Below are 18,691 nucleotides of genomic sequence, written 5' to 3' on the forward strand. Positions count from 1 at the left end.
GACTCCCTCAGGACCGGATGAGTTTGTAGCGTGGTCGCCATGGACAACCGCACCGCGATTTGTGAGTTCCCCGCCGCCCGGCGTGCGAAGCTCAGCTGGGCGGCGACCGAATCGACTTCCACCACCAGCGAGGAGCACGCATGAACGTCGAACCCACCAACCCCACCGGCAAGAATCCGCCCGAGCAGTTTGTCGGCGATGTGTGGCTGGACCCCATCGCGCTGCCCCACGAAAGCGATCAGCGCATGATCGTCGCGACCGTGCGGTTCGCCCCCGGCGCCCGCACCGCCTGGCACTCCCACGCCCGCGGACAGTACCTCCGGGTCACCCAGGGCGTCGCCCGGTTCGGTGGCCGCGACGGCAGCATCATCGAGGTCCACCCCGGCCAGACCCTGTACACCCCGCCCGGCGAAGAACACTGGCACGCCGCCGCACCCGGCTGCTTCATGGAGCACATCGCCATGCTGGAAAACGGTGACGACCCGGCCACGACCACCACCTGGCTCGAACACATCACCGACGACGAGTACAACGGCACCCAGTCCTGACTGACCCCTCTCTCGAGTCCCATCGACGCGAGAAGCACCACGAACAGACCACCGACCACAACGGAGACCAAACCATGCACACACGTACTCTCGGACAAGGCCTGACCGTCTCTGCGGTCGGCTTGGGCTGCATGGGCATGTCGCAAAGCTACGGACCCAACCCCGGCAGCCGCGAGGACATGATCGCTGTGATCCGCTCCGCATACGACCTCGGGGTGACCTTCTTCGACACCGCCGAGGTGTATGGACCGTATGTGAACGAGGAGCTGGTCGGTGAGGCCTTGGAGCCGATCCGCCACCAGGTACAGGTCGCCACCAAGTTCGGGTGGCGCATCGAGGACGGTAAGAGCGTCGGTCTGGACAGCCGGCCCGAGCAGATCCGCCGCGTCGCCGACGCCGCACTGAAGCGTCTCCGCACCGATGTCATCGACCTGTTCTACCAGCACCGCGTCGATCCCGACGTTCCCATCGAGGATGTCGCCGGCACCGTCGGCGAGCTGATCGCAGAAGGCAAGATCCGGCACTTCGGCCTGTCGGAAGCATCGGCCCAGACCATCCGTCGTGCGCACGAGGTGCAGCCCGTGACGGCGGTCCAGAGCGAGTACTCCCTGTGGACCCGCGACCCCGAGGCGGAGGTGCTTCCGACGCTCGCTGAGCTGGGCATCGGCTTCGTGCCGTTCAGTCCGCTCGGCAAGGGCTTCCTCACCGGCACCGTCGACACGGCCACCACCTTCACCGAGGGCGACGTCCGCGCCACGATCCCCCGCTTCACCCAGGAGAACCGGTCCGCGAACGCCGCGCTGGTCGAGCACGTCACCCGCCTCGCCCGCAGCAAGGGCACCACCCCCGCGCAGATCGCATTGGCGTGGCTGCTCGCGCAGCAGCCGTGGATCGTGCCCATTCCCGGCACGCGCAGCACCCCCCGAATCGAAGAGAACGCCGGCGCCACGGCCGTGGCCCTGTCCGCGGACGAGGCCGCAGATCTCGGCGCACTCGCGCGGCGGATCGGCGTGCAGGGCGCCCGCTACAACGACCAGCATCTGGGATTCGTCAACCGCTGACGCCTAAGGAAGCACATGACCCAAACACATCCCAGCCCCGGCCGCGTCGCCGGGCCCGCCGAGGGGCGCGGCTTCGTCGCGGCCACCGTCTCGTTCGTCTCGGTGTTCGCCGCCGGAGCCGCGGCGATTCCCCTGTACGACACATACCGGAGTGCCGACGGCCTGACCAACGACCAGTTCTCGCTGGTCGCCGTCGCCTACTTCGTCTGTGCCGTGTTCGCCCTGCTCGTCCTCGGCCGGCTCTCCAACCACCACGGGCGCCGTCCGGTCTCGATTGCCGCGCTCCTGATCGCCATCGCCGGCTGCCTCACACTGCTGTGGGTCCACAGCTTCCTCCCGCTCCTGCTCGGCCGGGCCCTTCAAGGACTTGCCGCCGGCCTGGCCTCCAGCGCCATCGGCGCCTACATCGTCGACACCGCACCCCGGCGCCCCAAGTGGCTTGTCGCGGCCGTCACCACTGCCGGCGCCACCGTCGGCCTCGCCCTCGGCGTCTTCCTCTCCGGGGTGCTCGTCCAGTTCGCGCCGGCCCCGCGCGAGCTCACCTTCTGCGTGTTCGCCGTGATCCTGCTCGGCTGCGCGATCGCCCTCGCCACCCGCCCCGAGACCGTCACCCGCACCGCCGGCGCCTGGTCCTCACTGATCCCACGGCTCGTCGTTCCCGACGCGTCCCGCCCCTACCTGCCCCTCGCCTCCGGCGTCTTTGTCGCCACCTGGGCGTTCGGTGGCTACTTCACCTCGTTCGGCCCCTCCATCGCGGCCGACGATCTCGGCTCGCACAGTCCGCTCGTCGCGGCCGCCGTATTCGCCTCCTACATGGCGCCGAGCTTCCTCGGCGGGTTCATCGCCGGGCGTTTCACACCCGCGGCCGCGCAGCGCACCGGGATGACACTCGTCGCCGCCGCAGGCATCGGCCTCACGTTCGCCAGCACCGCCGGCATCCTTGGCTTGTATATCGGCGCGGGCGTCGTCGGCGGCATCGGAATGGGGATCGCCACCTCCGGCAGCATGAACACTCTCCTGCCCGAGGCGCTCCCCCGGGAGCGCGCCGGCCTGCTTGCCGTGATCTACGCCATCTCGTACACCGGGTCCGCCGTCCCCAGCCTCATCGCCGGACAGGCCAGCCGGGTCCTGAGCCTCCCCGCCATCACCGCCGGCTACGCCGTGATCGCCGCCCTTGTCTGGATCACAACACTCATCGCCGCCCGGAACCCGCCCGCGCCGGCCGGGCTTTGATGCCGCAGCTCTCGCCGGAATGCCCGACGGCGGGTCCTGAGGCAACCGCCGTCGGCAGTTAGTCCGTTCTTTCGCAAGCGACGGGGCTCAAAAGCGGGCAGTGTAGATCCGATTGCTACGGAGACAGTCAGGACCACAATCCCCCATCGCGAACTGCGAAACCAGAGATGTGTCTCGTGACTAACGGGGGATACAGCGATTCAACCCGAACGTTGTGAGACATAGTTACGAGAATCGCTGGCCGCGAACGAACTCCAACGCTTCCACGAAAACTAAGGCACTGCCGTCGTCGTGGTCGTGCAGTCGGGTGAGACGCCTCCTATCCCAAGGCTTGTGATACGGCCCTTGCTTCAGTTGGGGACCTTCGCCGGGCGAAAATCGGGCAGGGCATACGGGGCATCCCGATGCCAGCCCCCACCCGGCCGAGAATTCGAGGGATGTGACGGTACGACACCAGTTCGACAGACAGCAGTTCATTCAGGCATCCGGCGAGTCAGTGAGCTTACCGTTGCGCCTTCGACGTCGAGGTGGGTTGAGTCCCTTATTTGACTACGCCGAACACAATGAAGCCAATTCCGAGGACGAGGCAAAGAACAGCGAAGGCCGCCCGAAAGGCAGACCCAAACTTCAAAATTCTTCCATCCGAGTTTGGGGCCCATTACCCAATCCGTGCCGCCCCTTTCTGTACAGCCCGCCGATGAGTCAAAAGGCTGATGACTCCAGCTATCAGAAGTATTGATCCGAAAATTATCTCGTCCATGCCCGTTTCACATATGGTTCATGCTCTGACTTGTGAGCCGCGGCCAGTTCTCGTCTCAGCGCTCATAAAAACGTTCGGGATGCCTAGGATCTCTGCCGCGTTCCCGCCAGTATTCATCGCGCTGCCACAAAGAAAACCGCGTGACCCAGATGGCGAACCCCGTTGTCCCTGCAGCAAGGACGCCAAGCCTTATCCAAACCCAGGGCTCGGAATCGATTGGCACGAAGTTAAGAGTGATCATGGCCAACGCTAAGGCCCCACCGAAGTAAACGATGCGGTTCAGCCTCCGCTTAGCCTCATGATTCGCTTCGGCTGGCCGAGGGCTCTCCGCTGGCTTTCTGGGGAATTGCGATGCCATGAGTGAACTGAAGCACGAACGGTAGAAATCCAGTAGATCCTTCGGTGATAGGCCATGTCGGTAGGGGTTACCTCTGGAGACCGCTCTTTAGGAGGATCAGGGGCTAACCGTAGAGGGCGTCCTCTTCGCTCAGGGTCAGGGTGGAATCGAGAGGCGCCGCTGGCGCAAGGGTTCACCGGGAAGGCGCCGGTGTCGGGCTCTGCATTGTTCCGTGATCAGCAAGGTGTAGCAGCTCGCGGTCGCCCAGCGGCTCATCCAGGGTCACGGTGCCGACGGGGGTGGACAGGACTGCGTTACACGGCGTTGCAGGTCCGTTCTGATAGAGGGGAACAACGGCGACCGCCGTGGAAGTTTCGGCCGTGAGGATTCCCTTGGCAGTCGCGCAGGGTCCCCCTTGGGAGTACTGGATCACCAGCTTCGTACGGTCGTCGCTAATGTCCATCAGCCGCCAGTCCCCGATCGTGTCGAGGCCCTCATCATAGGACGTGGCGACCAGCGGCTCCGTTGGCGTGTTCCCAGCCAGACCCACTGGCCGAAGAGGGTCCGGAGTTCCTTGGTTCCAAAGGTTGGCCGGGATATTTCCCGGCAGTGACGCACTTTCCGATGTGGACGGTGCAGGCGGCTCCGCAGTGCAATCTGCCGCCGCCAGCGCCATTACGGCGCTCACCGCCGTTACCGCCTTCTTCACCGGCCGCGAAAGCATGCCCATGACCTGAAGCTATCCGGAGAAGTAGCTACTGTCTACGCTCCCTGTGACTGCCACAAGTGCAAAGGTAGGCTCCGTGTCCGGTGAGGATCCCTCTAGAAACAGTCGACCAGGGGCTCGGAATCACCCACTCGTCCTCGGGTTAGGGGTGGTGGCATCTGCTCGACGCACGCGTCGGCGGGTGAGACTCTGGATCATGGCACCAGATTGCGCAGTCCTTGGCCCGACGATCTGTTGCTTCCGCGACACATCACGGCCATGATGTGGGACTGAGGTGAAGATGTGAATTCCCCCGCTGCAATCCGTGTTACTGCCGTTCGTGTGGCCGAGCTGCTTGCCGAAGGCGAGCTGATGCCGGTCTACGTGCACATCATTGACCACCCCGACGCGCGCGTGCTGGTCGACACCGGCATGACTCAGCTTCATCCCGCGGTCGCCGACATGGATCCCCGGCTTTACCCGGTGAACGAGCAGGACTTCGACATCGGCAGTGTCGACATCGTCGTCAACACCCACCTGCACTTCGACCACTGCGGAGGTAACCACCTCTTCGCGGGCAAGCCCATCTACGTCCAGCGTCAGGAACTCGACGACGCCCGCAACCAGAACGACTACACCATCCCCGAATGGGTAGACCCGCCCGGGGTGCACTACATCACGGTCGCCCGCGAGCTCGAACTGCTTCCCGGGCTACGGCTCCTTCCGGCACCAGGTCACACCCGGGGCTCACAGGTCGTCGTCATTGACGGAGACGGACCCACCATCATCGCCGGTGACACAGCAGTCTGGTTCGACGAACTTGATAACCCCCGCACCGAGGGTCAGCTACTGATTCGCTCTCTGAACCCTGCAATGGTTTGGCTCGCGCACGAGCACACGCCATGGAAACCTGGAGCCATAGCCTCTCCGTGAACCACCCTCTAGCGGGACACTTAGAAGTCAGGGGGTTGGTGAACCGTGCGCCGCTCATGTCTGGGTGGCGGCGGTGCCGGCCAGACGCTGGATCAGGGCGAGGCCCGCGGGTGTTCCGGGCCAGTGCCGTTCCAAGGGACGGTTGCCAGCCGTTCGGATCACCGACCGCAGAACCAGGGCAACGATGATGGCATCGTCTGCATAGCCGATCACCGGAAGGAAATCGGGTACCAGGTCAATGGGCGAGGCGAGATAGACCAGCAGCAGGATCAGTCGGGCACGGATCCCACGCGCCAGGGTCCGGTCTGCGGTCAGTCGGCGCAGCAGGACCAGCAGGTCCGGCAGCAACCGGAGGGCGTCCCTCATGCGCACCGTTTCCGGGTGTTTGCGGGCGTTGAGAGCCAGAAGGACCAGCAGCACGGCGTATATCAGGACCACCCCGCCGATGATGGCGATCGCCGCGTCCCACCAGTTCATGCCGTGGTCTCTTCGGTGGTGTGCTTGAAGGCGTGGCGTGCCTCGCGGGCGGCGTAGTAAATAATGACGGCACCGGCCAGCGGATCGGCCCACCACCACCCGAACAGGGCGTTCAGGACCAGGCCTGCCAGAACAGCGCCGGCCAGGTAGGCATCGACGAGGGTAACTTTTCCTTCCGCGCGAAGCACGGGGTTGCCCAGTGCACGCCCGGTGCGGATTTTGCTCCAGGCCAGGGCGAGCATGACGACGAAGGTCAGCGCCGTCCACGCGATACCCAATCCGGAGGTGGCGGGCCTGAGGCCGGCGGCAATGACGATGACCAGCTGGATGACAAGGTAGGCGGCGAGGACCGCGAATGCGGCCCCGATCAGTCGCATCGCCCGGGCTTCGCGCTCCTTGTGGATGCCTTTGAGCTGCCAGACCACCACGACGGAGGCGAAGATTTCGATCAGGGAATCCAGCCCGAAACCGGCCAGCGCTGGGGAACCGGCGCCAATCGCAGCAGCGACCAGGACGCCGAGGCCGATCACGTTCCAGCCCAGGGTCGCGTATTCCAGGCGCAGGCCGCGGCGCATCAGCACCCCGGCGTCGCTTAATGTGGTGTTGCCGTCAGAACCGGCCATTAGGTGTCTGCCTCCTTGTCGTGGAGCTGTTCTTGGTTATGCGAACCTTTTGGGCGAAGGAGTTGCCGGTTGGAGGGGTAGCAGGCGTTAGCAGCAGTCTTCTCCTTTCCATGCTTCGCCGGCCTTCCTTGACGGCGACGGCGGCGATGATGAGGCCGATGACGGGTCAAGCCACCACGCGCCGAAGAGCGCATTGCCTGCCAAGCCGATCAGCACGGCGGCAGCCGCGGCGGCGCAGAGCAGGTTCTGGGTTCCAGACGTGCAGGTCATGGACCCCACCGCTCGGAGGAACGCGCTCAGCGCCTCGTCTCGTACCTGGTTAGGACCACGCCGCCGGGAAACGTCCGCGTCTCGACCAGGTTCAGGTTCACCCAGCTGTCCAGCGCAGTGAAGAACGGCGTGCCGCCGCCCACCAGGACCGGATGGGTGGCCAGCGCGTATTCGTCGATCAGCCCGGCCCGCATGGCCGCCCCGGCGAGCGTTGCGCCGCCGACGCTCATCGGGCCGCCGTCCTCGGCCTTGAGCCGGGTGATCTCGGCGATCGCGTCGCCGGTGACCAGGCGGGTGTTCCAGTCGACCTTATCGATCGTCGAGGAGAACACCACCTTCGGCGTGTCCCGCCAGTTCCGCGCGAACTCGATCTCCGCCGGGGTGGCGTTGGGCTGCTGGTCGCCGGTCGGCCAGTAGGAGCTCATGGCCTCCCAGAGCTTGCGCCCGTACAGCGACAGGCCGCTCGCCCGCTCCTGGTCGAGCCACCACTGGAAGAGTTCGTCGCTCGGCCCGCTCCAGCCGATGTCATCGCCGGCCGCGGCGATGTAGCCGTCCAGGGTCAGGTTCATGCCGTAGATCAGTTTCCGCATGGCGCCAGCCTTCCGTCAGTCGGTCTCCAGCTTATAGCCCAGCACGGCGCAGGAACCTCTGTCGTCCCGCACATGATCAGCAGCATCCTGTCCCTCATGGAGCCGCAGTAACTGCTCACGATCTGGATGCCATAGCCTTCGGTCCTCGCTTCAACTGAGCTGTCTGGTGAAGGATCCCCAACTGGACGCAATGCCCCAATGACTTCCGTCGTGCAAGAATCGCCGCATGGATGAGGATGAGTTCTTTTGGCGTCAGTGGCGCCATTCTGACGTTTGGCCTCGTGAGAGTGCAGTTGTTCGTGCGCGATAAGTGTCGCTCACTTGTTCTCCATGGGCTGGCCTCTAGACGGTTTGGTGTCTTGCGCGCAACTACCCTTCGAGCTCAATCTCCGTTATCTCGGCCAACCGCTTGAGGAGTCGGTCTTGGAAGCTGCTGTCGCGAGCTTCGGCGGCGATGGAGATTGGTCGGCGGTGGTGCCAGACTTGGCCGCTGCGGGTGGCATCTCGGCTGCCACTGACCGCGAGCCAGGCTTGAGTGAGGTGGCCTTGATCAAGATCGTCGGGCGCGGAAGGGCCGCCCATGCGCGTGGGTACCCAGCCGGGGTCGACCGCGTGGCTCATGACGTCTGGCCAACGGCGGGCGATGGCGAGAGCGAGTGCGGTGACGAAGAGCTTGCTGTCGCAGTAGGCCTGGGTGCCGTTCCACCGGCGGGTGTTCCAGTCGAGGTCGCTGAGGTTGCCGTCGCCGCTGACGTGCATGTCGCTGGTGAGGTAGATCAGCCGGTCTGGCTTCTGAATCAGCCCGGTCAGTAGGTAGGGGGCGAGGGTGTTGACCGCCAGCACCCGCGGGTGCCCCTCAGGGCTGGGGTTACGATCGCGGTCGCCGTAGACTCCCGCGTTGTGGATGACGGCGTCCATCCGGCCGAGCTGGTTGACCTGGTCAGCGAGGTGGCGGGTCTGCTGAGCGCTGGCAAGATCGCCAACAACCAGGGCTGCACCGCGACCGAGCAAGTCGGTCAACGCAGCCGCGCGGTTGGTGTCGCGGGCGTGAACGACAATCTGGTGCCCTTCGTCGAGCAGGGTGGTGGCGGCGGCTCGACCGAGCCCTTGGGCGGAACCTGTGATCAGGATGCGAGCCACGAGGGGTCCTTTCGTACGCTGGTCAGCTGAGGAAGGGATCGACGGGGGCGTTGTCGACGTAGATGCGTTGGTCGGTGAACTTGCCGTCGATGAGGGTGAAGATCGAACAGGCGTTGATCTTCACTTCGCTGTCGTCGTGGAGGCGCCAGATGCTGGTGACCTCGACGATGACCACCCCACCGTCTTCCTGCCAGACGTTGATCAGCGGGTGGGCCAGCGACTTGACCTTGCCGAGCAGGGTAATCATCTGGCCCAGCTTGGCGTCGCGCCCGGCGATGGTCGGTGCGTTGGCGAAGGTCAGGGTGATGTTGTCGGCGTAGTAGGAACCCAGCCGTTCGTGATCTTTGGCCTCCATGGCGTCGAAGTAGGCGGTCAGGAGGCCGATGGTGTCCTGGTCGGCTTGAGGCATGATTGTTCCTTTGTGATGAAGGGCTGGGGTACGCAGTCGAGCGAGGGACCGGCTGCGGTTGGTGCCGGCGCAAGACCTGCTCAGTGGCGAGGTTGAGCCACTCAGTCGGTTGATGGCATGGCGGTCGTGACGGGTGGCCGTTCCGGTCCGGTGCCGGCGCGGTGATGGAAGGCTGCCGGTTCGCTGGCCAACGCCGTGAGTGTGTCCAGCTGCGACTGTTCGAGCTTGACGTCGGCCGCTGTGGCGTTGGCGTGGAGCTCGTCGGGGGTTTCGGCGCCGACGATGGCGGAAGCGACGGCCGGGCGGGACAACAGCCAGGCCAGCGAAACCTGGTACGGCGCCAGTCCCCATGTACGGCTGAGACGCTCGACCTGCCGAGCAACGGCAATCTCGGCGTCGTTGAACCCTGCTCCGGCGAAACGCTGGTCACCCGAGACGTCCCGGTCCAGAACGCGAAGGTCGGCAAGCAGGCCGCCGTGCAGCGGCGCGTAGGGAACGATCGACAGCCCGAACTGCTGGCAGGCGGGCACCAGCTCACGTTGGGCGGCCCGATCGATGAGGTTGTACTTTACCTGGGCGGCGACGGGCGCCTGCTGACACCGATCATCCGCGATCCACAGGGCTTGTGTAACCTGCCAGGCAGGATGGTTGGACAAGCCAACGTAGCGGATCTTGCCCTGCCGGATGAGATCGTCGTATGCCGCCAGGGTCTGCTCCAACGGCGTGTCCGGGTCGGGATCGTGGGCGTAGTAGAGGTCTATGTAATCAGTTTCCAGGCGGCGTAGGCTCGCCTCGACCTGACGGATGATGTGTCGACGTGACAGGCCACGGTCGTTGATGTCGTGCCCGACGATTCCGTTGGACTTGGTAGCGATCACCATCTCGTCGCGACGTCCGCGGAGGGCACGGCCGAGGATCTGCTCGGAGGGTTCACGATCAGCGGCGACGGGGGCACCGGGCCGGTCGAAGACCGGCATGTTGCCGTATACGTCGGCGGTGTCGACGAAGTTGATCCCCAGGTTGATAGCTGCGCCAACGACCTGGTCGGCATCCTGCGCGGTCGGTGCGACGCCAAATGTGGCGGTGCCCAGACAAATCCGGGACACTTTTACGCCGGTCGAGCCGAGGACGGAGTATTCCATCAGAGTTCCTTGTCTTCCATGGTGGTTGGCGGGCGGCAGGGCTTGGCAGGTGCCGGACGTCAGGGAGGATGTTTGCGTCGTGGGAGTCGTGGTCGAGGCTGCTGTCGACGGCGCCCCTATCTGGAGATAAACTGTAACCGAGTGGTAGGTTTTGGTCAACGGATTCATGAGAAGGTGGAACCTATGTCGAATAGCACAGGGACTACCTCACGGGGTCCCTACCGCACCGGAATCCGGCGGCGTGAACAGATCGTCGCTGTCGCCATCGCGGTCTTCGGAGAGAACGGCTACGCGGGTGGCTCGATCCGGACCATCGCTGACCGGGTCGGGGTCTCCCACGCCACACTGCTGCAGCATTTCGGCAGCAAGGAAGGACTCCTCACGGCAGTGCTGCAGGAGTGGGACCGCCGAACCGTCGAAGCCAGCCTCACGGGTGTTCTCGGTCTGGACTATTTCCGCCGACTACCTGAGGTCATGACTGCGCATCTGAGCAACCGGGGGCTGCTCGAGTTGTTCACCACCATCGCGGCCGAGGCATCCAGCCCGGCCCATCCGGCTCACGTCTTCATTCAACGCCGCTATACGGACAACCTCGAAACTCTCGCACTCCATCTCCGGCAAGCGGTCGACGCCGGCGACGTGGCACCGCTCACCTCAGCCGAAATCGAGATAGAAGTTCGCCTGGTCACCGCCGTGTTGGACGGAATCGGGCTGCAATGGCTGCTTGACCCGTCCACCAAGGTCAGCGCCAGCGTCGAGACCTATATCAACCGAACGGTCGAAGCCTGGCGTAGTAACCGGCACTAAGGACCACATTGGCGGTGCTTAACCGGGATATCCAGGGGCTTGAGTCCTGGCGGGTCGCATCTTGCATCGTGCCGCGGCGGCCAGCCAAACCATCACTTGGCGCCGGCCTGTTGAGTTGCCCTATGAGTTGACGGTTCGCCTCCCGGGCGGCACCTAGTTCTTCCTCCTGGTCTTGCAACTTGGCCCGCAGTTCTTCGATCTCGTTCTGCAGTGTGTGGTTCTGTTCCTCGAGCGCGGCGTGGTTGCGAGGTGCGCCGAGTCCGGTCCGGGAGTAGGCCTGCTCGCCAAGGAGCTCCGACAGCCGGGCTTCCAAGTCGGCAATGTGCTGAGTCTGGCGGCGGACGCTGGCCCGCAGGTTCAGGTTGTCGGCTTCAAGGCTTTGGCGCGTTGTAGTGGTGGCGGCGGCTGCTGCCGACGGCTGGTCCGCGGCCGCGTAAACGTCCGCACGAAGGTCGAGATGGCGCTGGATAGCCTGGTCGGGACGGTCGTTCCGCCATCCCCTCCGTCTTGTCCGAGCCAAACCCGAGCTGCATCCGGATGAGCTTTCGTCACCCTTTGATCGGACGTGAAGATACAGCCATTTCGGAAAGCCCGCGAAGTGAGCATGAAGCCGCCTTCCAGGTGGGGCGAGGGCGACCATTGCGTGGTGCCTCAGTAACCCCATACCTCTTACCGGCGGGCCGGGGAAGCCGGAGCTTCCCGGAGCCACAAACGTGCCCTTTTGCGCAGCTGACCCGCGCGGTATGTTGCTCGAATGGACGATACATATCAGGTCATCGTGGTTGGCGGTGGGTTTGCCGGCATGACCGCGGCCGAGGAGCTCGGCCGCAAGGGCATTCGGGTACTCCTGATCGACGCGAACAACTACCATCAGTTCCAGCCCCTTCTGTACCAGGTAGCGGCGTCGCAGATCGGCGTGTCGGCGGTGGCTCGGCCTCTTCGTTCCGTGTTCCGCGGCATAAAAGGCGTGCGCGTCCTCACGGCGGAGGTGACGGCGATCGATTCCGTCACCCGAACCGTCACCACGGCCGACGGTTCCCGTTACCAGGCACGGATCCTCGTGATTGCCACAGGTGCCGTCCCGAACTTCTTCAACACTCCGGGCGCCGAAGAACACGCCTATCCGCTGTATTCAGTGGCTGACGCCACGCGGCTGAGCGCTTCCCTCACCCGCGTCCTGGATGAGGCGGACCGTGAACATGCGGGCAGCGTGGACGTCGTTGTGGTCGGCGGTGGCCCCACCGGAGTGGAGACCGCCGGTGCGCTGGCAGAGAACGTCAAGTACATTGTGCCGAAGTATTTTTCGCCCGGCCTTGCGGGCCGGTGTCGAGTCCATCTCGTGGATATGGTGCCGAATGTGCTGATGGCGTTCTCCGCCAAATCGCAGACGTATACCCGTGACCGTCTGGTGAAACTCGGGGTACAACTACACATGGGCCAAGGCGTGACAGACGTCCGTCCCGACGGCGTCACGCTCGCGGACGGCACCGTCATTCGAGCCAAGATCGTTGTGTGGGCCGGGGGCCTGCAGGCCGGAAAAATCATCGCCGAGTCCGGCCTGCCACAGGGGAAAGGCGGACGCATCGACGTGCTGACCGATCTGACCGCGGCCGGGGCCGAGGGCGTCTACGTGCTGGGCGATGCAGCCAACATCACCGATGCCAGTGGCGCCAAACTTCCCCAGCTCGGTTCGGTCGCCCAGCAGTCCGGCAAATGGGCCGCCCGCAACATCTACGCTGACCTCACCGGCCAAATGCGCCAGCCGTTCGTCTATTGGGACAAGGGCTACATGGCAATGGTCGGCCGCGGAGCCGCAGTCGCCGAACTCGGCCGCAAGCGTATCCAACTGCAAGGCCCGCTGGCGTTCGTCTCCTGGCTGGGAGTTCACCTCGCCTTGCTGCCCGGTTTCCGGCAGAAGCTCCAGGCCCTCTTTTCCTGGGCTAATGGCTACGTCACGCACAGCCCGTCACAGGTGATTGTCGGCAAACCGGACTAGCCGATACGAGGTAGGCAGGGCCTGGGTTCCTCGGCGGCACCTCCATCCGGCAGCCCAGGTGCTGTTGCGTCCACACAACTGCAGGTCGTGGGTGCGAAGCCGATACGGTGTGAGGGCATCGCCATCTTCTCTTCTCAAAACTCGTGGCGGGCACCTACCTCGACTGTGTCCATTCGAGAACTATTTATGAGAGCCACGGCCCCGGCGTTGGGGTTCGTCTTCACAACGGCGGTTTCGCGCAGAATGGCGTCGCATGCGGTAGCTCGCCACCAGCACCGCGATTCCCGAATCAACCCGTTCTTGAAATCCTTCGTCTGTGAGAACGAGAACTGCAGCGCCCTGGTCGCTTGGTCGAGGCGCTCAGCGGCAGGGCAGCGGCACGCTAGCTCGTCACGGTCGCCTGGTGCCGGGGTTCGTCATTGCCGTTGCTGGACTCCCGAAGTCCGGCCACCAGCTGGCCTACTTGGGCCACTGCTGACCTGATTTTGGTCGGGTTGCTGATCGTGAGGAATTGCAGCATGAGGCCGTCAAGTGCGGCGAAAATGGCCAAGGAGGCCTCACCGCTGGTGTCGAGTCCCCGTTTGCTCAAGGCTTCTTCAACAGTGGCTACATAGTTCTCGTAGAGACGCTCCACCATGGAACGGATCTGCGGATTGCGCCTCGACTCGAGGATCATTTCGAACTGGAACAGTTGCAGTTCGGGTTCAGCTGAGACCGATGCAATGAGAGAGTCAGCAAAGTCATCGTCAAAGTCCGCGATCCCGGCCAGGCCGGTTTCCCGGATGGACCTCTGCACGGCCCACTCCATCGTGGCGGCCAGCAGCCCTTCCAAGGACCCGAAGTGGTGCGTCACCAAGGCGTGGTTGACGCCCGCACGCGCTGCCACGGACCGATACGTCACTCCTCGGAGGCCCTTTTCTGCGACCACGTCGATGACGGCCGCTAGCAGCGCCTCGCGGCCATCTCCGTACGGCAACTTGCGAGTTTCCTGGCTCATACAGCGAGTCTAGCCGCGTTACGCGTCGCAAAGTCGCCCGTTGACAGTTCAAACTATACAAACGTATAGTTTCAATTGTGGCTCAGATCACCCGACGATCTGCCCCTCCCAGGAACAGCTTCTGGCCTTTTGCTGCCGCGCACCGGCGCGCGACAGAAGGCTTCCTACCCTCCGCATCGGCGTCGACAATGCACTCCTGAAGGACCCACCCATGAATCAAGAATCCAGTCAGACCACCGCACATCTTGAAGTAGAAGATCCCCTCTCCACGGCGACTTCGGTCCGGTTGAGAGCGAACAAGCTCGGTGTTGTCGCCATTGCCTTTTTTGCCATCGCGGCGGCCGCGCCGATGGCTGCGGTCGTGGGTGCCAGCCCCGTCCTCTTTTCCGCCAGCGGTCCCGGAACGCCAGTGATCTACGCCATCGCCGCACTGTTGGTTGCTCTCTTTTCGGTCGGCTACCTGCGGATGAGTCAGCACATCACCAACGCCGGCGGCTTTGTGGCCTACATCGCCAGAGGCCTGGGCAACAAGTGGGCCACGGGTGGCGCGGGAATCGCGATACTGACCTATCTCAGCCTTCAGATCGGCCTATGGGCACAGTTCGGCGTGTTTGCCCAGCAGCTGATTGAAAGCCTCACCGGCATCGGACTTCCTGTCTACGTCTGGATCGTGGTCATTCTGGCGGTAACTACCGGGCTGACGATGCGGGGCGTCGACGCAAGCCTGAAAGTGCTGGGAGTTCTCATCCTTGGCGAAACGCTGGTCATAGCTACGTTGGTTGTATCTCTCGTGGCCCAAAACGGCCTGGGAATCTTCACCTTCGAAGGCTTCACCAGCTCGAACATCTTCGGACCCGGTTTAGGAATTTCCTTGCTTTTCGCCTTCGCATGCTTCACCAGCTTCGAAGCAACCGTTGTCTTCGCCGAGGAGGCGAAGAATCCTCGACGCACAATTCCGCGCGCCGCCTACCTCGTCATCGCGTTCATCGGCGTTTTCTACGCACTTTCCACCTGGGCCATCAGCGGCGCCATCGGAATCGACAAAATTCAGGCGGCGTCCACGGAAAACCCCTCGGGAATGATCTTCGATTTGGCAGAAGCCAGCGCCGGTTCATGGCTCAGCGTCGCCATGCAAGTACTCGTCGTCACCAGCTTCATCGCGATGCTCCTGGGACTGTCCAACATGTTCTCACGCTACCTGTTTGCGCTCGGACGGGCCGGCGCACTCCCCGCCAAGCTCGCCTCGGTCTCCAAGACCGGCGCCCCGTCTTTTGCAGGCCTTGTGAATGGGCTCGTTGTTCTGGCCATCATCAGCACCTTCCTCCTGACCGGGGCGGACCCCATTACCACCGTGTTCGCGTGGTTCGTAGCCTTGGGTACGGCCGGGTTCATCGCAATCCTGTTGGTGACCTCGGCCGCGATCCTCGTCTATTTCGCCAGAACGGGCGTCCGCGACAACCTCTGGGTGACCGTGATCGCTCCCGCACTGTCCTTCCTTGCCTTCGTAATTGTCGGTTACCTGACGCTGGACAACTACGACGTCCTGCTTGGCGGCGCTGGCGGCGTGGCACGCTGGCTCCTCATCGGCATCCCGCTCTTCTTCGCAGCCGGACTGGTACGGGGCAGGCAAAAGCCCGCGATCAATTACGCCGCAGAAATCCTCTGACATCCACTTCCGATACGCCCATCCCCAGGGCACCCCCGTGCCCGATGAAAGGAACCATCCAATGACGTCCACAGAGATCCAGGACTACATCCCCGAAGACGAATGGCCCCCCGTGTCAGCCATGCTGGACGGCTTCGGCGACCAGACACTGCCTGCCACTTCCGCCTTGTCCAACACGGCCCTGACCATACCGGCACCTGCGGGCTCCATCACCGAATTCGCCTTCAAGGACGCGTCCTCCCTAGGCTGGTCCGGCCCCTCAGGAAGCGGAACAGCAACCTACAAAGCAATCGAAGCCCGTCCTGGCGTCTTCATCATCGACTTCGTCCGCAGTGAAGGCATCGACGCCGAAAACGTCACCATCATCTTCGACCGCAACACCGGCGCCGTCACCAGCGGCGTCTCCGCCTTCGTCACCGTGGACGGCAGGATCCGGAGCACCACAGAATTCACGCACTCGAACGCCGACGGTTCGTCATCCCTGCACGAGCGATCCTCCGGCCTGGTCGGGAAGCGGATCTTCTACCGCTACAGCGATGTGGAGAGTTACGAGCACATCTACCTGAATGCGGGAACGTTCACCTGGAACTGCGTCCGCGGCGGAGAGGCCGGACTCGCGGATACGGACCGTTGCATGACCTGGGCCGTCGCCGAAGACCTTTACATCTTCTTCTGGACCGAGAAAGTCATGACAGTTGAAGCCGTGCTGCTCGTGGATCTCCGTGAACAGCGCTCGATCGGGCGGATGTTCGGCTGGGACGACCCCGCCGCCGAGCCTGTCATCCTGCCGTTCAACTCACGGCTCAGCGTGCTAAACACCACCGAGTACCCGCAGGACACCCGCAAACACTAACCGCAAACCGATGCCCGGCCAGCCGGTCCGGCCAACAAACTCAAGGAGCAACATCATGTCCCAGGTCTTCCACACCCAGCACACCGACGCAGCCTTCGAACCCTTCGAACTCGGGAATGTGCAATGGCTTCTCCGCCCCGGCGACAATGGCAACGACGCGCTGAGCTCCGGCATCTGGAAGGTCACGCCCGAGGAGGCGCCCGAACCCTTCGACCTGCCCATCGACCAGGACGAAACCATCTACATCGTCTCCGGACACCTGCGCATCGACGTCAAGGGCGCCGACACCTTCGACCTCACAGCCGGGTCCATGGCCTCCCTCTCCAAGGGTGCGATGACCCGCTGGACCGTCCTGGAACCCACCATCGAATTCTTCGTCTACAGCTAAGGGGAGAATCTCCGTGGAAACCTCCGATGTCATCATTGTGGGCGCCGGGTTCGCCGGCCTCACCGCCGCCCGTGAACTCTCGCGTCGCGGCCACACCACCACCCTGCTCGAAGCCCGGGACCGCATCGCAGGCCGCACCCACCTCGACGAACGGCTGGGCCGCAACCTCGAACTTGGCGGCACCTGGGTGCACTGGACCCAGCCTTACGTCTGGGCGGAAATGGGACGCTACGGGATCAACCCCGTCCCCGGGCCGGAGTTCACCAAGGCCTTCTGGACCGCCAACGGCCAGCTACGCGAAGGCAGCGCGGACAGTCTGCTTGAACTGCTCGACGCCCCGAACCAGGCCCTCCTGGCTGACTCGCGCCACTATTTCCCGCTTCCTTGGTCGCCACTATCCAGCCCAGGAGTCGCGGACATCGACGGCATTACCCTTTCCGAGGCCATCGACCGGCTGGACCTGCCCGACGAGCAGCGCCAGCTCCTCCGCTCCTTCTGGACACTGAACTTCAACGGCAAGCTCGACCAGGCCGCCTACACCCAGGCCCTGCGCTGGTGCGCGGTCGCGACCGGCTCATGGCAGATCATGTTCGAGGCCTGCGCCAGCTTCAAGATCGACGGCGGCACCCGCCGCCTCGCTGAGGCCATCCTTGCCGATTCCACGGCGGAGCTGCGGCTGAACCAGCACGTTGTTTCCATCGCCCAGGACAACGCCGGCGTCATCGTCCACACCGCCGACGGCCAACAGTACGCGGCCCGGCAAATCGTCCTTGCCCTGCCCCTGAGCGTGCTGAACGACGTGGACATCCAGCCCGCTCTTTCTCCCGCCAAACTGGCAGCGGCAGCCAAGGGCCAGGCCGGGCAGGGAGCCAAACTGTGGATCAAAGTCAAAGGCCGCCAAGAGCGGTTCGTTGCCCTCGGCCCTGAAAACGGGGCGCTCAACTTCGCTCAGGCCGAATACATTGACCATGACAGCACCACCCTCGTCTGCTTTGGACCTGACGCCGCCGCCATCGATGTCGACGACCCTGTAGCTGCCCAAAGTCACCTCGACTCCCTCGTCCCAGGACTGGAAGTCCTCGAAATAGCCGGTCACAACTGGATCGACGACGAACACTCCAGATCCACCTGGCCAATGCACTACACCTGGTACCTCACCCGTTCGCTGGCCGAACTCCAAAGACCAGAAGGCCGGGTCCGCCTCGCCGGATCCGACTTCGCCAACGGCTGGGGAGGATTCATCGACGGCGCGATCGAAAGCGGCCTCGACGCAGCCAGAGCCGTAGCGGACCAACTGGCCGTAGAGTCCCGCGCCCCCATCGGCGCCAGCTGAAATACGCTACCCAATCCCAGTCCCGCCCACCTGAGCAGGACCATCGCTTGACTACTAGTGGAGTACCCCATGGAAACCTACGATGCCCTGCTGGCCTCGATCACCCCGGAGTCCGGCGAAACCCGGACCATCCTTGACCCCGCCACCGGAGAAGCAGTCGGTGAGGCGCCGGTCCACAGCGTCCAGGACCTGGAGCAGGCCATAGCCGCCGCATCGGCCGCCCAGCCGGCGTGGGCGGCGCTGGGCCACGACGCCCGGAGCTCCGCGCTGCTCAAGGCAGCCGACGCCGTCGAACGCTCCGCCGAGGAACTCGCCCGCCTGCTCTCCCGCGAGCAGGGCAAGCCGCTCAACGGCCCCAACGCCCGCTTCGAAGTCGGCGCCTGCGCCGCCTGGCTGCGCGCCGCCGCCGGAACGCCGCTGGA

At 64.0% G+C, this 18,691-nt stretch carries 21 protein-coding genes; 12 read left to right on the plus strand and 9 right to left on the minus strand.

The features are described from left to right. Positions 1 to 140 precede the first annotated feature (140 nt). The 3 genes from AC1DDG_RS20475 (at position 141) to AC1DDG_RS20485 (ending at position 2,842) form a co-directional block, all read left to right on the plus strand. The gene (locus tag AC1DDG_RS20475; RefSeq protein WP_476877519.1) at positions 141 to 548 is read left to right on the plus strand and encodes a (R)-mandelonitrile lyase; all 408 of its coding nucleotides are present in this window, start codon (positions 141 to 143) and stop codon (positions 546 to 548) included. 74 nt (positions 549 to 622) lie between these two features. Then, the gene (locus AC1DDG_RS20480) at positions 623 to 1,609 is read left to right on the plus strand and encodes an aldo/keto reductase (protein ID WP_476877520.1); all 987 of its coding nucleotides are present in this window, start codon (positions 623 to 625) and stop codon (positions 1,607 to 1,609) included. Positions 1,610 to 1,624: 15 nt separating this feature from the next. After that, complete coding sequence (locus AC1DDG_RS20485; RefSeq protein WP_476877521.1) at positions 1,625 to 2,842, plus strand: MFS transporter; 1,218 nt, start codon at positions 1,625 to 1,627, stop codon at positions 2,840 to 2,842. Positions 2,843 to 4,132: 1,290 nt separating this feature from the next. Here AC1DDG_RS20485 and AC1DDG_RS20490 read toward each other — a convergent pair. Further along, positions 4,133 to 4,489, minus strand: coding sequence for a hypothetical protein (locus AC1DDG_RS20490; protein WP_476877522.1), 357 nt, complete (start codon positions 4,487 to 4,489; stop codon positions 4,133 to 4,135). A gap of 37 nt (positions 4,490 to 4,526) precedes the next feature. Between AC1DDG_RS20490 and AC1DDG_RS20495 the strand changes: the two genes are divergently transcribed. After that, positions 4,527 to 4,676, plus strand: a complete 150-nt coding sequence (locus AC1DDG_RS20495; RefSeq protein WP_476877523.1) for a hypothetical protein — start codon at positions 4,527 to 4,529, stop codon at positions 4,674 to 4,676. 272 nt (positions 4,677 to 4,948) lie between these two features. Then, positions 4,949 to 5,578, plus strand: a complete 630-nt coding sequence (locus tag AC1DDG_RS20500) for an MBL fold metallo-hydrolase (RefSeq protein ID WP_476877524.1) — start codon at positions 4,949 to 4,951, stop codon at positions 5,576 to 5,578. A gap of 54 nt (positions 5,579 to 5,632) precedes the next feature. On the opposite strand, the gene AC1DDG_RS20505 is transcribed toward AC1DDG_RS20500, so the two are convergent. The 6 genes from AC1DDG_RS20505 to AC1DDG_RS20530 form a co-directional block, all read right to left on the minus strand. Beyond that, positions 5,633 to 6,055, minus strand: a complete 423-nt coding sequence (locus tag AC1DDG_RS20505) for a YkvA family protein (RefSeq protein ID WP_476877525.1) — start codon at positions 6,053 to 6,055, stop codon at positions 5,633 to 5,635. Continuing rightward, the gene (locus AC1DDG_RS20510; protein WP_476877526.1) at positions 6,052 to 6,678 is read right to left on the minus strand and encodes a cation efflux transmembrane domain-containing protein; all 627 of its coding nucleotides are present in this window, start codon (positions 6,676 to 6,678) and stop codon (positions 6,052 to 6,054) included. The genes AC1DDG_RS20505 and AC1DDG_RS20510 overlap by 4 nt, the downstream gene beginning before the upstream one ends. 296 nt (positions 6,679 to 6,974) lie before the next feature. Further along, positions 6,975 to 7,538 carry a dihydrofolate reductase family protein gene (locus AC1DDG_RS20515; protein WP_476877527.1) on the minus strand — a complete coding sequence of 188 codons (564 nt, stop codon included), beginning with the start codon at positions 7,536 to 7,538 and terminating at the stop codon, positions 6,975 to 6,977. Between the two features lie 369 nt (positions 7,539 to 7,907). Beyond that, complete coding sequence (locus tag AC1DDG_RS20520) at positions 7,908 to 8,678, minus strand: SDR family NAD(P)-dependent oxidoreductase (RefSeq protein WP_476877528.1); 771 nt, start codon at positions 8,676 to 8,678, stop codon at positions 7,908 to 7,910. 22 nt (positions 8,679 to 8,700) lie between these two features. Continuing rightward, positions 8,701 to 9,087 carry a nuclear transport factor 2 family protein gene (locus AC1DDG_RS20525; RefSeq protein WP_476877529.1) on the minus strand — a complete coding sequence of 129 codons (387 nt, stop codon included), beginning with the start codon at positions 9,085 to 9,087 and terminating at the stop codon, positions 8,701 to 8,703. A gap of 101 nt (positions 9,088 to 9,188) precedes the next feature. Further along, positions 9,189 to 10,229 carry an aldo/keto reductase gene (locus AC1DDG_RS20530; RefSeq protein ID WP_476877530.1) on the minus strand — a complete coding sequence of 347 codons (1,041 nt, stop codon included), beginning with the start codon at positions 10,227 to 10,229 and terminating at the stop codon, positions 9,189 to 9,191. 183 nt (positions 10,230 to 10,412) lie between these two features. Between AC1DDG_RS20530 and AC1DDG_RS20535 the strand changes: the two genes are divergently transcribed. Further along, entirely contained in the window at positions 10,413 to 11,036 is a 624-nt protein-coding gene (locus AC1DDG_RS20535; RefSeq protein ID WP_230120091.1) for a TetR/AcrR family transcriptional regulator, read from the plus strand. On the opposite strand, the gene AC1DDG_RS20540 is transcribed toward AC1DDG_RS20535, so the two are convergent. Next, positions 10,996 to 11,556 (minus strand): hypothetical protein, encoded by a 561-nt coding sequence (locus AC1DDG_RS20540; protein ID WP_476877531.1) that lies wholly within the window; start codon positions 11,554 to 11,556, stop codon positions 10,996 to 10,998. The two genes, AC1DDG_RS20535 and AC1DDG_RS20540, sit on opposite strands and share 41 nt — an antisense overlap. Before the next feature lie 234 nt (positions 11,557 to 11,790). Between AC1DDG_RS20540 and AC1DDG_RS20545 the strand changes: the two genes are divergently transcribed. Continuing rightward, complete coding sequence (locus AC1DDG_RS20545; RefSeq protein WP_476877532.1) at positions 11,791 to 13,032, plus strand: NAD(P)/FAD-dependent oxidoreductase; 1,242 nt, start codon at positions 11,791 to 11,793, stop codon at positions 13,030 to 13,032. 382 nt (positions 13,033 to 13,414) lie between these two features. On the opposite strand, the gene AC1DDG_RS20550 is transcribed toward AC1DDG_RS20545, so the two are convergent. Next, a complete protein-coding gene (locus tag AC1DDG_RS20550) occupies positions 13,415 to 14,029 on the minus strand; it encodes a TetR/AcrR family transcriptional regulator (RefSeq protein WP_476877533.1) in 615 nt (204 codons plus the stop codon). Positions 14,030 to 14,240: 211 nt separating this feature from the next. Between AC1DDG_RS20550 and AC1DDG_RS20555 the strand changes: the two genes are divergently transcribed. From AC1DDG_RS20555 to AC1DDG_RS20575, 5 genes are all read left to right on the plus strand, one after another. Next, complete coding sequence (locus tag AC1DDG_RS20555) at positions 14,241 to 15,695, plus strand: APC family permease (protein ID WP_476877534.1); 1,455 nt, start codon at positions 14,241 to 14,243, stop codon at positions 15,693 to 15,695. Positions 15,696 to 15,756: 61 nt separating this feature from the next. After that, positions 15,757 to 16,548: a MoaF C-terminal domain-containing protein gene (locus AC1DDG_RS20560; protein ID WP_476877535.1), complete on the plus strand. Its 792-nt coding sequence runs from the start codon at positions 15,757 to 15,759 to the stop codon at positions 16,546 to 16,548. 55 nt (positions 16,549 to 16,603) lie between these two features. Further along, positions 16,604 to 16,936, plus strand: a complete 333-nt coding sequence (locus AC1DDG_RS20565; RefSeq protein WP_230120086.1) for a cupin domain-containing protein — start codon at positions 16,604 to 16,606, stop codon at positions 16,934 to 16,936. A 13-nt stretch (positions 16,937 to 16,949) separates the two neighbouring features. Beyond that, entirely contained in the window at positions 16,950 to 18,269 is a 1,320-nt protein-coding gene (locus AC1DDG_RS20570; protein ID WP_230120085.1) for a flavin monoamine oxidase family protein, read from the plus strand. Between the two features lie 69 nt (positions 18,270 to 18,338). Further along, a partial coding sequence (locus tag AC1DDG_RS20575; protein ID WP_476877536.1) for an aldehyde dehydrogenase family protein occupies positions 18,339 to 18,691 on the plus strand: 353 nt, incomplete at its 3' end.

The organism is Arthrobacter sp. 10L430 (genome assembly GCF_056395245.1).

Coding starts and splice junctions, on each gene's coding strand:
- AC1DDG_RS20550 (WP_476877533.1), bottom strand. CDS start 14,029: ATGAGCCAGGAAACTCGCAAGTTGCCGTACGGAGATGGCCGCGAGGCG.
- AC1DDG_RS20475 (WP_476877519.1), top strand. CDS start 141: ATGAACGTCGAACCCACCAACCCCACCGGCAAGAATCCGCCCGAGCAG.
- AC1DDG_RS20530 (WP_476877530.1), bottom strand. CDS start 10,229: ATGGAATACTCCGTCCTCGGCTCGACCGGCGTAAAAGTGTCCCGGATT.
- AC1DDG_RS20525 (WP_476877529.1), bottom strand. CDS start 9,087: ATGCCTCAAGCCGACCAGGACACCATCGGCCTCCTGACCGCCTACTTC.
- AC1DDG_RS20515 (WP_476877527.1), bottom strand. CDS start 7,538: ATGCGGAAACTGATCTACGGCATGAACCTGACCCTGGACGGCTACATC.
- AC1DDG_RS20510 (WP_476877526.1), bottom strand. CDS start 6,678: ATGGCCGGTTCTGACGGCAACACCACATTAAGCGACGCCGGGGTGCTG.
- AC1DDG_RS20555 (WP_476877534.1), top strand. CDS start 14,241: ATGAATCAAGAATCCAGTCAGACCACCGCACATCTTGAAGTAGAAGAT.
- AC1DDG_RS20560 (WP_476877535.1), top strand. CDS start 15,757: ATGACGTCCACAGAGATCCAGGACTACATCCCCGAAGACGAATGGCCC.
- AC1DDG_RS20480 (WP_476877520.1), top strand. CDS start 623: ATGCACACACGTACTCTCGGACAAGGCCTGACCGTCTCTGCGGTCGGC.
- AC1DDG_RS20545 (WP_476877532.1), top strand. CDS start 11,791: ATGGACGATACATATCAGGTCATCGTGGTTGGCGGTGGGTTTGCCGGC.
- AC1DDG_RS20565 (WP_230120086.1), top strand. CDS start 16,604: ATGTCCCAGGTCTTCCACACCCAGCACACCGACGCAGCCTTCGAACCC.
- AC1DDG_RS20535 (WP_230120091.1), top strand. CDS start 10,413: ATGTCGAATAGCACAGGGACTACCTCACGGGGTCCCTACCGCACCGGA.
- AC1DDG_RS20485 (WP_476877521.1), top strand. CDS start 1,625: ATGACCCAAACACATCCCAGCCCCGGCCGCGTCGCCGGGCCCGCCGAG.
- AC1DDG_RS20505 (WP_476877525.1), bottom strand. CDS start 6,055: ATGAACTGGTGGGACGCGGCGATCGCCATCATCGGCGGGGTGGTCCTG.